Source organism: Rugamonas aquatica, from assembly GCF_009380215.1.
GTDB classification, from domain to species: Bacteria; Pseudomonadota; Gammaproteobacteria; order Burkholderiales; family Burkholderiaceae_D; genus Rugamonas; species Rugamonas aquatica_B.
In genome coordinates this window covers 665581-679079 of record NZ_WHUG01000001.1, presented here as the reverse complement: position 1 = coordinate 679079, position 13499 = coordinate 665581, and the positions used below count along the sequence as shown (strand labels likewise).

Sequence of the window (13499 nt, the reverse complement as noted above, 5' to 3'; positions counted from 1 at the left end):
TTTTTGGAGGCACAATGAAAGCATCCGCTATGCTTGGGGGGATGGACATGATGCGCACGGTGGCCGCCAAGATGGCGGCGTTGACCCTGACCGCCTTGCTGGGACTGGCGACGGTGACGGCGGTAAATCACTTTCAAACGGAGCGGGTCTATGACGGCGCCAACTTCGGCAACGTCAACGCGGCGCCCAGCCTGGTGGTGCTCGACGAAATGCGCAGAAGTTTTTTGCAGCTCGCCGTGCACCTCAGCCGGCATGTTCACAGCTATGCGGGCGAATCCACGCAAGAGTCGGAGCGGCAGCTGAAGGCCGGCCGCCAGGCGGTGTTCGACGCCATCAACAAGTACGACATCGACGGCTGCCTGGGCACCAACTGCTACGCGGACAACACCGACAAGGCTTTCCTGGAGAAGGAAAAAGTCGTCTGGGCCAAGTATGACTCCATCGTCGACGACATCCTGAAAGCGGCGCGCGGCGGCAAGGCCGAAGAGGCCACGGCGCGCAGCCTGATGCTGGAGGCCGATCCGCTGGCCAACGAGCTGCATGAACTCATCACCAAACATATCGCCTACAACGTCGACGTCGCCCGGGATTTCACGGCCAAGGCCGTGGTCGTCAAGAGCGACGCGCTGTACATCACGCTGGGCATAGGCGCCGCCATGGTGCTGCTGATCGGCGGCATGGGCTTTGGCACGGCGCGCTCCATCATCCGCCAGCTGGGCGGCGATCCCGAAGTGGCGGCCGGCGTAGCGGCCCGCTTTGCCACCGGCGACCTGACCGAGCGCATCGAGCTGCGGCCGGGCGACACCGACAGCGTGATGGCCAGGATCAAGACCATGATCGCCGCCATGGAACGCCTGGCCAGCCGCGCCGAGGCCATCGGCAAGGGCGACCTGGAGCAGGAAGTGCAGCTGTCGTCCGAGCACGACAGGCTGGGCAAGGCATTGAATGAAATGATACGGCTGTTGCGGGCAGGTAAGCTAGAGGACGAGCGCCGCAACTGGCTCAAGGATGGCTACGCACAACTGTCCAGCTCGCTAAGCGGCGACCTCAGCTCGGAACAGCTGGCCGACAGCGCCGTCGCCATGATAGGCCGCTACCTGGGCGCGGGGCGGGGCGTGTTCTACCGCTACGTCGAAGCGAGCGAGCAGCTGGAGCTGATCGGCAGCTATATGTACACCGAGCGCAACCGCATCGGCGCCCGCTATGCGCTGGGCGAGGGCGCGGTCGGCCAGGTCGCGCGCGAACGCAAGCCCATCATCCTGGCGGTGGCCGACGACGGGCCCGCGCCCATCGTCACCGGCACCGTGCAGCAAACGCCGCGCTACACCTACACCTACCCGCTGGTGCACGAGAAGGAACTGGTCGGCGTGCTGGAACTGGCTAGCATGGTCGGCTTCGACGAGCGCCGCGTCGAGTTTCTCAACAATGTGACGACGCTGCTGTCGTCGCTGCTGTTCGTGGCCGACCAGCGGGCCCATATCCGCAAGCTGCTGCTGGCCAGCGAGGCCGGCGAGAAGGAGATGCGCGCCCAGAGCGAGCAACTGCGCGCGGCCAACGACCAGATGCTGGAACAGCAGCGGCAACTGCAACAGCGCACCGAGCAGCTGCAGGAAAACAATGCGCGCATGGAAGAGCAACAGCAGCAGTTGCAGCAGCAGACCGAGGAGCTCCAGCAAAGCAATGCGCAGATGGAAGAACAGCAGCAGCAATTGCAGCAGCAGGCCGAGGAAATGCAGCAGACCAACGCGCAGATGGAAGAACAACAGCAGCAGTTGCAGCAGCAGAATGCCGACCTGCAGGAATCGCGGCGCCTGCAGGAGATCCGCACGCAGCAGCTGGACCAGGCCAGCAAATACAAATCCGAATTCCTGTCGAATATGTCGCACGAACTGCGCACGCCGCTCAATTCCATCATCCTGCTGTCGAAGATGATGTGCAGCGACGATTCGGTCGGCGTCAGCGGCGAGGCCCACAAATGGGCGCAGGTGATACACCGCTCGGGCCAGGACTTGCTGCGGCTGATAAACGACGTGCTGGACTTGTCCAAGGTCGAAGCGGGCCGCATGGACGTGCATCTGGCGCCGGTGGCCAGCGCCCAGGTCTGCGCGGATCTGCAAGGCATGTTCGAACACATGGCGCGCGACAAGGGCCTGAGCCTGACCGTCACCGACCAGTTGCAAGGCGACTTCGTCAGCGACTGGGACAAGCTGTCGCAGGTGCTGCGCAATCTGCTGGCCAATGCCGTCAAGTTCACGCGGGAGGGCGGCGTCAGCTTCACCATCAACCGGCGGCCGGGCGCGGCGCTGCCGCTGTGCCTGAGCGTGCGCGATACCGGCATCGGCATCGCCGTCGACAAGCGGGCCGTGATCTTCGAAGCGTTCCAGCAAGCCGACGGCTCGACCTCGCGCGAGTTCGGCGGAACCGGACTGGGCTTGACCATCAGCCAGCGCTTCGTGCAGATGCTGGGCGGCGTCATCGAACTGAACAGCGAGCCGGGGCAGGGGAGCGAGTTTATGGTATTGCTGCCGGAAGTCGCGGCCGGCGCCGGCGCGGAGGCGCTGCCGGTGTCCGCGCCGGCGCCTGCCGTCGCGCCGCAGGCCGACGACCGCGCTCAACTGGGGCCCGACGATCTGGTGATCCTGCTGGTCGACGACGACGAGGCTTTCTGCCTGAGCGTGCTGACCATGAACCGGCGGCTGGGCTACAAGACCGTGCTGGCGCGCACCGGCGCCGAGGGCCTGACGCTGGCGGCGCGCCACAAGCCGCGCGGCATCCTGCTGGACCTGTCGCTGCCGGACATGGATGGCAGCGAGGTGCTGCATCAACTCAAGAGCCGGCCGGAGCTGGCGCCGATTCCAGTCCACATCGTTTCCTCGCGCGACCGCGACGACGCCTTGCTGTTGCAGGGCGCGATAGGCTTCCTGCAAAAGCCGGCGAATGACATGCTGCTTGAGCGGGCCGAAGTGGCGTTGCTCGGCGCGGTGGCGCGTGTGGCCGCGGGCGGCAGCGGCATCCTGGTGATCGAGAACGGCGGCATCACCGGCGCCGAAGTCGGCGCCATCATCGGCAGCGGCCATGGGCCGGTGCAGGCGGCCGCGCCCGGCCCGGCGCTGGACGCCTTGCTGCAACAGCAGCGCTGGCCTTTGGCCGTGATCGACCTGGGCCGCGCGCCGCTGCAATCGAGCCTGGACCTGGCCGCCAGACTGCGCGACGCCAACCCCGGCATCGCGCTGGTGTTCTACGCCATCGACAACCCCGGCGACGTGGACAGCGCTGCGCTGCGCCGCTGGTCCGAATGCGTGATCGTCAAGACCGGCCAGGCCGACCGCCGCCTGCTGGAAAACGTCGAGCGCTTCCTGCGCGCCGTGCCGCAGCAGCGCAGCACGCCAGCGGCCAAGATAGCCTCGGGCCGCGACGGCAAGCCGCTCAACGGCAAGCACATCCTGGTGGTCGACGACGATCCGCGCAATCTGTTCGTCATGACGGCCGCGCTGGAGCGCCACGGCGCCAAGATCAGCAACGCCGTCAACGGCCGCCGCGCGCTGGATTTGCTGCGCGAGCAGCGCGTCGACCTGATCCTGATGGACATCATGATGCCGGAGATGGATGGCATGCAAGCCATCGCCGCGCTGCGCGCCGACAGCACCTTGAGCAGCATCCCGGTCGTGGCCATCTCGGCCAAGGCGTCGCCGGCCGACATGGCCGACATCCTGGCCAGCGGCGCCGACGATTACCTGTCCAAGCCGGTGGACTACGACGTGCTGGTAGCCAAGGCCGTCAAGTGGTGCGGCGGCCGCGTGTCATGAGTGTGGCGGCGCAGGAGCAGGGCGGCAAATGGCGCATCGCGGTGCTGGGCCGCGAGCTGGAGGCCGACGGCGACCGGCTGGCCGCCGCGCTGGACGCGCCGGCCGAACAGGAGATCGAACTGATCTTCTACGACGCCGACCAGCTGCCGCGCGCCATCCTCGATCTGCTGGCGGCGCGGCTGGAGCGCGGCGGGCTGCTGAAGATCGTCGCCTATCACGTGCTGCTGGCGCGCAGCCTGATGCGTCTGTCGCTGCCGGTGCGCCACGTGGCGCCGCAGCCGGTGCGCGCCGCCGCCGTGCGCTGCCGCGCGCTGGCCCTGTGCGGATCGGCCGAAAGCCTGGACAAGATCCTGCACCTGGTCGGCCACTTGCCGCTGGCCGACGTGGCCGTGTTCGTCGTGCAGCATGTCGATGAAAACCAGCAGAACCTGCTGGACCAGCTGCTGAAGACGCGCACCAACTACCTGGTCGTCATGCCGCAGCAGCTGATGCCGGTGAAGCCGGGCACCATCCACGTAGCGCCGCCCGGCTACCACATGAAGGTGGCGCACGGCCTGGTGTATCTGACGCGCGACCGCAAGGTGCAATACTCACGGCCATCGATCGACCTGCTGCTGGAGTCGATGGCTTACGAATACGGCGAGGCGGCGCTGGCGGTGGTGCTGTGCGGCTATGGCTGCGACGGCGTCGACGGTTGTGCCGCCTTGCGCGCGGCCGGCGCCAGCGTGCTGGTCGAGGATGGCGCCGAATGCGGCGATGCCCGCGTCATGCCGGATGCGGTCCACGTCGCCGGCCACGCCGACCACGTGCTGGCGCTGGCGCCGCTGACCAGCGTGGTCGCCGCCACCGTGGCCGGCCCGGACGCGGCGCCGGAAGGCAAGCTGCTCAACCTGTTCCTGGATGCGCTGGCCCAGCAATACGGCCACGACTTCCGCCACTACCAGCGCGCCAGCCTGCAGCGCCGCATCCAGCTGCTGATGGGGCAGTGCGGCCACGCCGGCTTCGACCAGTTCCAGCGCGCGCTGCTGTCCGACGCCGCGCTGTTCGAGCGGCTGGAGGCCGAGCTGCCGGTGGGCGTCACCAGCTTCTTCCGGCACCCGGCCCAGCTGCGGCAGCTGCGCGAGGACGTGCTGCCTTACCTGGCCAGCTTCCCGCTGATTAAACTGTGGTCGGCCGGCTGCTCCAGCGGCGAGGAAGCCTATTCGCTGGCCATCATGCTGGAGGAGCTGGGCCTGCTTGAACGCAGCCACCTGTTCGCCACCGACATGAATCCCTACCTGCTGGACCAGGCCAAGAGCGGTCTGTTCCCGGCCGGATCGCTTGCGCTCAACCGCAGCCAGTACCAGGCCAGCGGCGGCCGCGGCGGCTTCGACGACTACCTCTCGCCGGGACGGCGTTTCCTGGAAATCGTGCCGCGCCTGTGCCAGAAAGTGCTGTTCCACCGGCACTCGCTGACCGGAGACGGCAGTTTCAATGAGTTTCAGCTGATCGTATGTCGCAATGTGCTAATCTATTTCGACGTCGAGCTACAGCGTCAGGTCTTGCAGCGCTTTGCCCGTTCGCTGCATGTGGACGGCTTTCTGGTGCTGGGCCCGCAGGACGGCTTGAACCTGGTCGCGCTGGAGCAGGGGTTTGTGCCTCACCCGGGCGGCAACTACGTGTATCGGCGTGCGGAGGGGCATCATGCCTGAATGCTTCAACATCCTGGTGGTCGACGACAACGTCAACAACCGCCTGACCTTGCGCGCCTTGCTCGGGCGCCTGCCCGGCTGTGCCGTCATGGAGGCGGCGTCCGGCGCGGCCTGCCTGCTGCTGACCGTCGAACAGGATGTGCACCTGATCCTGCTCGATGTGCAAATGCCGGAGATGGATGGCTTCGAAACGGCCTTGCATCTGCAAATGACCGAGCGCACCCGCAATATCCCTATCGTGTTCGTCACCGCTACCCTGAAGGCCGAGGAGTTCAGCAAGCGCGGCTACGGCCTGGGCGCGGTCGATTACCTGGCCAAGCCGCTCGACGACAATTTGCTGCTGAACCGCGTGCGCCTGTACCAGAGCCTGCACGAGCGCGAGGCCGCGCTGGAAAAGCATGCGCTTGATTTGCAGGCGTCCAACGGGCAATTGCAGGAAGCGCTGGACCGCCTGCGCATGACGCAGGATAAGCTGGTGCAATCGGAAAAGCTGGCGGCGCTCAGCCCCATCGTGGCCGCCGTCGCGCACGAGCTCAATACGCCGATCGGCAACTGCATGACGGTGGCTTCGACGCTGGATGTCGACATCGCCGAAATGGAGCAGATGTTCAACAGCGGCCAGCCTTTGAAGCGCTCGCTGTTGCTGGAGCATCTGGGCCGCGCGCGCACCGCGTCCCAGTTGATGCTGCGCGGGATGTTCCGCACGGCCGAGCTGGTGTCCAACTTCAAGCAGGTGGCGGTCGATCACGCCAGCTCGCAGCGCCGCACCTTCGACCTCAAGGATATCGTCAGCGGCGTCGTCATCCTGATGAACACCACCTTGCGCAAGACGCCGTACAAAATCGCCGTCAACATCCCGGGCGGGCTGTGGATGGACAGCTATCCGGGGCCGCTGGACCAGATCCTGTCCAACCTGATCGGCAACTCGGTGCTGCACGGCTTCGATGGCCGCAGCGAGGGCGTGATCTCGCTGGAGGCCCGCGCCGAGGGCGACAATGTTCGGCTGATCTACCGCGACGACGGCAACGGCATGACGGATGAAGTCAAGCAGCATGTGTTCGATCCCTTCTTCACCACGCGCCTGGGCAAGGGCGGGAGCGGGCTGGGCATGAGCATCTGCTACAACCTGGTCACCGGCCTGCTGGGCGGCACCATCGAGGTGGCCGACGGCGTGCCTTGCGGCGCCGTCTTCAACATCCTGCTGGCCGCCAAGGCCCCTCTGGTCACGCCGACCTGACTACACACACATTTTTCGCTTGACGATCGATAACCGCAGGGTTATGATTCAATTAATCACCACACGGTTATGGATTGAAATGACAAATTCTCACGACGCGATTTTCCGGGCACTGGCCGATCCAACGCGGCGGGCGATCTTCGAGCGTCTGTGCGCCGATGGCGAGCAGACGGTCGGGGGGCTCACCGCGCAGGCCGAGGTTTCGCAGCCCGCCGTATCCAAGCATTTGGCCGTGTTGAAGCAAGCCGGGCTCGTATTCGACCGGCACGAAGGGCGCCAGACCCACTACAGCGCGCAAGTCAAGGCGCTGGCTCCGCTGCTCGACTGGACCAACCAGATGGCTCGCTTCTGGGACGACCGGTTCGACGATCTTGAAAACTTACTGCAAAGGATGGACCAATGAACGCTATCGCACCTGAACTCCGTACCGTCGTTGTTGAACGGGAGTTTGCGCATCCGCCGGAAAAACTCTGGCGCGCGCTGACCCAGCCGCACCTGATCGAAGCCTGGCTGATGAAGAGCGATTTCCTGCCTGTGGCGGGACATCACTTCAATTTCAAGGCTGACTGGGGCACGGTCGATTGCCGCGTGACGGAGATCGAGCCGATCAAGACGCTGGCCTACACATGGTCGGCCATGGGCCTGGAGAGCGTCGTCACCTGGACGCTGGAAGCCAGCGGCAAAGGCACGCACTTGAGGATGGAACAGTCGGGATTCCGCGCCGATCAGGAGCAGGCCTATCAAGGCGCCAAGTTCGGCTGGCAGAAATTCTTCGGCGCACTGGAACAGCTGGTGGAGAAAGAGGCCGCGTAACCTGGAGGGAGATGGAGCGCCAGCTGTGGCGCTCCATCGGACTTACGAGGGATTACTTGGAGTTCTCAATAAACTCCAGCAGCTTGTCATCGACCGCGCCGGTTTTCTGGCCTTGCGCGAGCAGCTTGTTTTCCAGCGCGCTGTCCGCATCGACGGCGGCAGCCTGCACGACGGCGGACTTGCCGGCTTCCTTGGCGCCCGTCACCAGCGCCAGATGCACATTCGAACCATGCACCGCGAACGACTTGATGTCGGACGACACATCCGAATTGTTGGTGACGATAAAGCCCTGGTAGCCGAGTTTAGGTTCAGGCTGGTCGGTGTCGCTTGCGCTGACGCCTTTTTTCTTCGGCAGGTTTTTCGCCAGCGCCAGGATCTCCTTGATCTGGACTGGGTCGGTCACGACGAAAGTCGGGTTGGGGCGGCCGGAGAAGACCAGCAGTTCAACTTTCAACGCCTTCACGATTTCCCCCGCCTGCGCGCCCGTCAGAGCGCAAAATGTGCCGACCACCAGTAGCGCGTGCTTGATAAAAGATTGCTTCATATGGATATGTCCTGTCTGTGTGGAGTGATCGGATTAGCGGATGTCCGCTTTGCCCTGTCCCTGGACTGCGTCCGACGGCGTGAAGAAGTAGCCTACGAACTGCGTGTAGACGCCGCGATTGGCCGTTTCGGGATTGGAGATCGTTACGCCGCTGTTGTCGACGTCGGTAGCGCGGGTTTGGCCCGGCTTGTGGGTCCAACGGCCATCGCTGTCTTGACGATACCAATGGTAGTCGTATCCAGGGGCGACCACCAGCGCGATTTTGGTTTTGCCGTCCGGCGAAGTGCCGCTGGCGGTGGTCGGCACCAGACCGTCGGCAACGGCTGCGTTGTACACGGCCGATCCCGTCATCGGATAGCCGCTCACGCCGTGCGCGCGGCCAGGCTGGGCGAAGGTGTCGGTACGCTTGTTGTTGGCGTAGTTGTAGCAGTTGTTATTGTGCTGGGCGGTGCCGTTATCGTTCCAGTAAGTCGGCTGGTACGAAGGCGTGGAGTACGTAGGAACAGGCTGAACCGACGTATTGCTGGCCCACAGCACGGTGTTGTTGGCCGATTTCACCACCAGGTTGCCGCTGGAGAGCAAATGCAGGTAGGAGCCGGGATTGTTCCAGGTATTGGTGTGGAACAGCACCTCGTTATTGGGACCGTAGACTACCAGATTGCCGTCGCCCTGCATCACGGTAGTCGCGCCCGGATGGCCCCAGCTATTGGCGTGCCACAGAGGCACGTTGTCCGATCGGCGATACAGCACCAGATTGCCGTCGCCCTGCATGACCAGATAGACGAGGTTGTTATCGATAGGTTTGATGGATTCGTTGGCTTGCAGAGTCTCGCCGGCGACCAGCTTGTCGGTGTAGCTGTGCGCCGCCGAGGCTTGCAGCGCAACCGAGCACGCCAGAAGGGCCGCCGCGACGCGTAGCGGTTTGAAGCTTTGAGAAAGTGTTGATGCCATTATTTTTCCTATTTTTTGTGGATTAATTTGCGAGATGTAAATCAGCATTTCACCAAAAATACGGCCATGGTCATTACGTTCCTGAATGCCTCCGTCGCTGGCTTCCGGCTGCGATCGTCAGCACCGAAAAAGTATATGGATTAAATATTTTTTTGTAAACGTTATGTTTGATGCAATATTACAACGGAATATGACGGTTTATTGCGCTGCGGTGAACGTGTAACGCAGTATCGCAATAGTTGTTGATCGGCGTCATGGCAGGGCGTAAAACTATGAGGTAGGGAAACGAACACGTCGCGCGATAGCGACTAACGATCCATTGGGCGCCGAATGGCTGGACGAGGCTCAATCAGAAATACCTGGGCGACAAGGACAAGAACTGGCGGCAGTCTTCAACCTATGCTGTGCGGCTAAAAGAACGGATAATAGCGGCTACATCAATTTTGAGCGCTATTTGGGATTCTTTCATGGAAATTAAGGTCAACTTTCTCGACAAGCTTCGTCTCGAAGCCAAGTTCGATGACTTCACGGTGGTCGCCGACCAGCCTATTCGCTACAAAGGCGATGGCTCGGCGCCCGGACCGTTCGATTACTTTCTCGCGTCATCGGCCTTGTGCGCAGCTTATTTCGTGAAGTTGTATTGCAATACCCGCAATATTCCAACCGAAAATATCCGCCTGTCCCAGAACAATATCGTTGACCCGGAAAACCGCTACAAGCAGATTTTCAAGATTCAGGTGGAGTTGCCGGCGGATATCTCCGACAAGGATCGCCAGGGGATTTTGCGTTCCATCGACCGCTGCACCGTGAAAAAAGTAGTGCAAGAAGGCCCTGATTTTGTCATCGAAGAAGTCGAGAACCTGGATGCCGACGCCCAGGGCTTGCTGGTGCTGAATCCGGATTCGGCAGTGCGCACCTACATCCCGGGCAAGGATCTGCCACTGGAACAGACCATCGCCAACATGTCGGGCCTGCTGGCAGGTTTAGGCATCAAGATTGAAATCGCGTCATGGCGCAATATCGTTCCCAACGTATGGTCGCTGCACATCCGCGACGCGCACTCGCCGATGTGCTTCACCAACGGCAAGGGTTCGACCAAGGAAAGCGCGCTGGCGTCGGCGCTGGGCGAGTATATCGAGCGGTTGAACAACAACCACTTCTACGCCGGTGCATTCTGGGGCGAAGACCTCGCCAACGCCGAATTTGTCCACTACCCGAACGAGCGCTGGTTCAAGCCAGGCCGCAAAGATGCGTTGCCGGCTGAAATCCTCGATGAATACTGCCTCGAAATCTACAACCCGGACGGCGAGCTGCGCGGCTCGCATCTGTACGACACCAACTCCGGCAATGTGGAGCGCGGCATCTGCTCGCTGCCGTTCGTGCGGCAGTCGGACGGCGAGGTCGTGTATTTCCCGTCCAACCTGGTTGAAAACCTCTACGTCAGCAATGGCATGAGTGCGGGTAACACGCTGGTCGAAGCGCAGGTGCAGTGCCTGTCGGAGATTTTCGAAAGGGCGGTCAAGCGCGAAATCCTGGAGGGCGAAATCGCCTTGCCGGACGTGCCGCAAGAAGTGCTGGCGAAGTACCCGGGCATCGTGGCCGGCATCCAGGGCCTGGAAGAGCAGGGCTTCCCGGTGCTGGTGAAGGATGCATCGCTGGGCGGACAGTACCCGCTGATGTGCGTGACCCTGATGAACCCGCGTACCGGCGGCGTGTTCGCCTCGTTCGGCGCGCATCCAAGCTTCGAAGTCGCGCTGGAGCGCAGCCTGACCGAATTGCTGCAAGGCCGCAGCTTCGAAGGCTTGAACGATTTGCCGCGTCCTACCTTTGTCAGCAACGCCGTCACCGAGCCGAACAATTTCGTCGAACACTTCATCGATTCCAGCGGCGTGGTGTCGTGGCGCTTCTTCAGCGCCAAGGCCGATTACGATTTCGTCGAGTGGGATTTCTCCGGCCAAGGCGAAAATTCCAACGCCGAAGAAGCAGCGACGCTGTTCGGCATTCTGGAAGCCATGGGCAAAGAGTCTTACATGGCGGTGTACGAGCATCTTGGCGCCGCGGCCTGCCGCATTCTGGTGCCGGGCTATTCGGAAGTCTATCCGGTAGAAGACCTGATCTGGGATAACACCAACAAAGCGCTGTCGTTCCGCGCCGATATCCTGAACCTGCATCGCCTGGACGACAAGCAACTGGAAGCGCTGCTCGACCGTCTGGAGAACAGCGAGCTGGACGAGTACGGCGACATCGCCACCCTGATCGGCATCGAGTTCGACGAGAACACGGTGTGGGGCCAGCTGACGGTGCTGGAGCTGAAGCTGTTGATTCAACTGGCCTTGCAGCAGTTTGAAGAGGCGCAGGAGCTGGTCGAAGCCTTCCTGCAATACAACGACAACTCGGTCGAGCGCGGCTTGTTCTACCAGGCGTTGAATGCGGTGCTGGAAGTGGAGCTGGATGACGACATGGAACTGGACGAGTACGAGGTCAACTTCCGCCGCATGTTTGGCGACGCCAGGATGGACGCGGTCATCGGCTCGGTGGGCGGCAGCGTGCGCTTCTCCGGCCTGACGCCAACCAGCATGAAGCTGGAAGGGCTCGACCGTCACGAACGCCTGATCGACAGCTACAAAAAGCTGCACAAGGCGCGCGCCAACGCGGCGAGTGCTTAGGCCGCTGCCTGAAAAAGGCGATCGGCGATATTTTTGACGGCGGTTCTGTTTTCCGCCGACGCGTCAACGTTGGTGAATATAGCCACGCCGCTGCGCGTGGCGGGCGCAAGGTAGACGGCGGTAAACACCCCGGGGTCGCCACCCCAATGGTTGGGCCGCGCCTGTCCGGCCAGCGCGGACTCCATCCAGCCAAGACCTTGGCCGCTAAGCCATTCAGGCAGCCCGGCCGGTGTTCGCATGTCCAGCATCTGCGCCATGGCAGCCGCCCCCAATAACTCGACGCCGCCGGATCTGCCACCGTTCGCCGACGCGGCGACGAACTTCATGAAGTCGCTGATCGATGAGCGCAACATGCCGGCCGGCCAATCTGGAAAGCCTACCGGTTTCAAGGCGACCGGCGCCCCGTCTACGAGGTCATACGGCACGGCGCTGTGTGATTGAGGGGTGTCTTTGATGGTCCAGCTCGTATGACCCATGGCGAGCGGGGCGAATATATCCCTGCGCGTTTGTTCGCGCATGTCCATCCCTCCGATGCGCCCCGCAAGAAGCCCCAGCAGGCCGAAGCCCACGTTGCTGTAGCCCCAGGCCGCACCTGGACGCGCGGCCGAGAAGCATGCCGCGTCCGAATAATTGACACCGCCGGGCGCGAGATACTGCTTGAGGAAGTCGGGCAGGGCGAGCTCGGCATCGCGACCGTTTTGCCGGAAATCGATCTCGTAATACCGTGCGTCGGAAATGCTTGATGTGTGCGTCAGCAGTTGCCGGAACGTGATTGCCGTATCGCGGAATCGCGGATTCACAACGGCGAAGTCCAGATGGCGCGCGATGGGTTCGTCCAGCGTGAGCTTGCCGCGTTCCGCCAAACGCATAATCATGGTTGCGGTGACTGTCTTGGTTACCGACGCGATGTGAAACATCGTGTTGGCGGACACGGCCTTTTGCTGGGCAATATCGGCCATGCCGTAACCTTGGGCAAAACGCACAACGCCGTCGCGGGCGTAGCCGGCGGCCAGCCCTGGGATGTTCGCCTTGCGCATTTCGCTCCGGATAAAGGACTCCAGATCCGGGGAGGGCGCCGCCAGGCGATCCGCCGATGCAACACCCGGCAGCAGGAGCGCTGACAGTCCCGCGCCAAGAAACGCACGACGGGAAATCGGAAATGCTGGGGCAGGAGCAGGGACTGGCATGGTTTCGCTTTCTCAAGGTCGATGTGCTAGTATGCGTAGGTGCCTACATAAATGTCAACCTGAAAAATATAGAAGTCATGAGCAAGCAAGATTATTCGCGCGTTGCCGGCGGGGCGGCTATTGGCGCCAGGCTAAGGCGCTTGTCGGAAAGCCTCGATGGCGATTCGGCGCGGGTGTACGCAGCGCTGGGAATTTCGTTCGAGCAGCGCTGGTTCGGCGTGCTGAATCAATTGGCCATCAAGGGCTCCGCCACTGTGGGGGAACTGGCGACGACGCTGAGGATCACCCATGTTTCTGTGAGCCAGACACGGCAATCGCTTGAGAAGTCCGGGATCGTGACATCGGAGTCCGATCCCGAGGACGCCCGCAAGAAAAAGATCAAGCTCACCGCCGCCGGCAAGAAACTGGTCGCAAAGCTGCAGCCGGTCTGGGCGGCATTTGATGAAGCGGCGCTTGAGCTGAACGCCGAGGCGGGCAATGTCGTCGCGTCATTGAACAAGCTCGACGACGCTTTGGAGCGGCAATCCATCTTTGATCGCATCATGAATCGTATCGGCGAGCAGTAGGCAGCGCCTGGCGGAGTTTCGAATGGTTGCCTGAGTCC

At 62.5% G+C, this 13499-nt stretch carries 10 protein-coding genes; 7 read left to right on the top strand and 3 right to left on the bottom strand.

Features of this window, described 5'->3' with window-relative positions:
• Positions 1–14 precede the first annotated feature (14 nt).
• The 5 genes from GEV02_RS02925 (at position 15) to GEV02_RS02905 (ending at position 7547) form a co-directional block, all read left to right on the top strand.
• On the top strand, positions 15–3806 hold the full coding sequence (locus GEV02_RS02925) for a response regulator (protein WP_152836425.1): 3792 nt from the start codon (positions 15–17) through the stop codon (positions 3804–3806).
• Positions 3803–5497 carry a chemotaxis protein CheB gene (locus tag GEV02_RS02920; protein WP_152836424.1) on the top strand — a complete coding sequence of 565 codons (1695 nt, stop codon included), beginning with the start codon at positions 3803–3805 and terminating at the stop codon, positions 5495–5497. Before GEV02_RS02925 ends, GEV02_RS02920 begins: the two co-directional genes overlap by 4 nt.
• Positions 5490–6734, top strand: a complete 1245-nt coding sequence (locus GEV02_RS02915) for a hybrid sensor histidine kinase/response regulator (protein ID WP_152836423.1) — start codon at positions 5490–5492, stop codon at positions 6732–6734. The genes GEV02_RS02920 and GEV02_RS02915 overlap by 8 nt, the downstream gene beginning before the upstream one ends.
• A 79-nt stretch (positions 6735–6813) precedes the next feature.
• Positions 6814–7137 carry an ArsR/SmtB family transcription factor gene (locus tag GEV02_RS02910; protein WP_152836729.1) on the top strand — a complete coding sequence of 108 codons (324 nt, stop codon included), beginning with the start codon at positions 6814–6816 and terminating at the stop codon, positions 7135–7137.
• Positions 7134–7547 carry an SRPBCC family protein gene (locus tag GEV02_RS02905; RefSeq protein WP_152836422.1) on the top strand — a complete coding sequence of 138 codons (414 nt, stop codon included), beginning with the start codon at positions 7134–7136 and terminating at the stop codon, positions 7545–7547. Before GEV02_RS02910 ends, GEV02_RS02905 begins: the two co-directional genes overlap by 4 nt.
• A 52-nt stretch (positions 7548–7599) precedes the next feature.
• On the opposite strand, the gene GEV02_RS02900 is transcribed toward GEV02_RS02905, so the two are convergent.
• Both GEV02_RS02900 and GEV02_RS02895 read right to left on the bottom strand, forming a co-directional pair.
• On the bottom strand, positions 7600–8091 hold the full coding sequence (locus GEV02_RS02900; protein ID WP_152836421.1) for a hypothetical protein: 492 nt from the start codon (positions 8089–8091) through the stop codon (positions 7600–7602).
• Between the two features lie 33 nt (positions 8092–8124).
• Positions 8125–9042 (bottom strand): hypothetical protein, encoded by a 918-nt coding sequence (locus tag GEV02_RS02895; RefSeq protein WP_174998935.1) that lies wholly within the window; start codon positions 9040–9042, stop codon positions 8125–8127.
• A gap of 467 nt (positions 9043–9509) precedes the next feature.
• Here GEV02_RS02895 and GEV02_RS02890 point away from each other — a divergent pair, with 467 nt between their 5' ends.
• Entirely contained in the window at positions 9510–11708 is a 2199-nt protein-coding gene (locus tag GEV02_RS02890; protein ID WP_152836419.1) for an OsmC domain/YcaO domain-containing protein, read from the top strand.
• Here GEV02_RS02890 and GEV02_RS02885 read toward each other — a convergent pair.
• A complete protein-coding gene (locus GEV02_RS02885; protein ID WP_152836418.1) occupies positions 11705–12895 on the bottom strand; it encodes a serine hydrolase domain-containing protein in 1191 nt (396 codons plus the stop codon). The genes GEV02_RS02890 and GEV02_RS02885 overlap by 4 nt on opposite strands.
• Between GEV02_RS02885 and GEV02_RS02880 the strand changes: the two genes are divergently transcribed.
• Positions 12802–13461 (top strand): MarR family winged helix-turn-helix transcriptional regulator, encoded by a 660-nt coding sequence (locus tag GEV02_RS02880; protein WP_235922623.1) that lies wholly within the window; start codon positions 12802–12804, stop codon positions 13459–13461. The genes GEV02_RS02885 and GEV02_RS02880 overlap by 94 nt on opposite strands.
• Positions 13462–13499: the final 38 nt, after the last annotated feature.

Bases quoted from the DNA above. Each gene is read 5' to 3' on its own strand.
- GEV02_RS02900 (WP_152836421.1), bottom strand. From the start codon at position 8,091: ATGAAGCAATCTTTTATCAAGCACGCGCTACTGGTGGTCGGCACATTT.
- GEV02_RS02905 (WP_152836422.1), top strand. From the start codon at position 7,134: ATGAACGCTATCGCACCTGAACTCCGTACCGTCGTTGTTGAACGGGAG.
- GEV02_RS02910 (WP_152836729.1), top strand. From the start codon at position 6,814: ATGACAAATTCTCACGACGCGATTTTCCGGGCACTGGCCGATCCAACG.
- GEV02_RS02890 (WP_152836419.1), top strand. From the start codon at position 9,510: ATGGAAATTAAGGTCAACTTTCTCGACAAGCTTCGTCTCGAAGCCAAG.
- GEV02_RS02925 (WP_152836425.1), top strand. From the start codon at position 15: ATGAAAGCATCCGCTATGCTTGGGGGGATGGACATGATGCGCACGGTG.
- GEV02_RS02920 (WP_152836424.1), top strand. From the start codon at position 3,803: ATGAGTGTGGCGGCGCAGGAGCAGGGCGGCAAATGGCGCATCGCGGTG.
- GEV02_RS02915 (WP_152836423.1), top strand. From the start codon at position 5,490: ATGCCTGAATGCTTCAACATCCTGGTGGTCGACGACAACGTCAACAAC.
- GEV02_RS02895 (WP_174998935.1), bottom strand. From the start codon at position 9,042: ATGGCATCAACACTTTCTCAAAGCTTCAAACCGCTACGCGTCGCGGCG.
- GEV02_RS02885 (WP_152836418.1), bottom strand. From the start codon at position 12,895: ATGCCAGTCCCTGCTCCTGCCCCAGCATTTCCGATTTCCCGTCGTGCG.
- GEV02_RS02880 (WP_235922623.1), top strand. From the start codon at position 12,802: ATGCAACACCCGGCAGCAGGAGCGCTGACAGTCCCGCGCCAAGAAACG.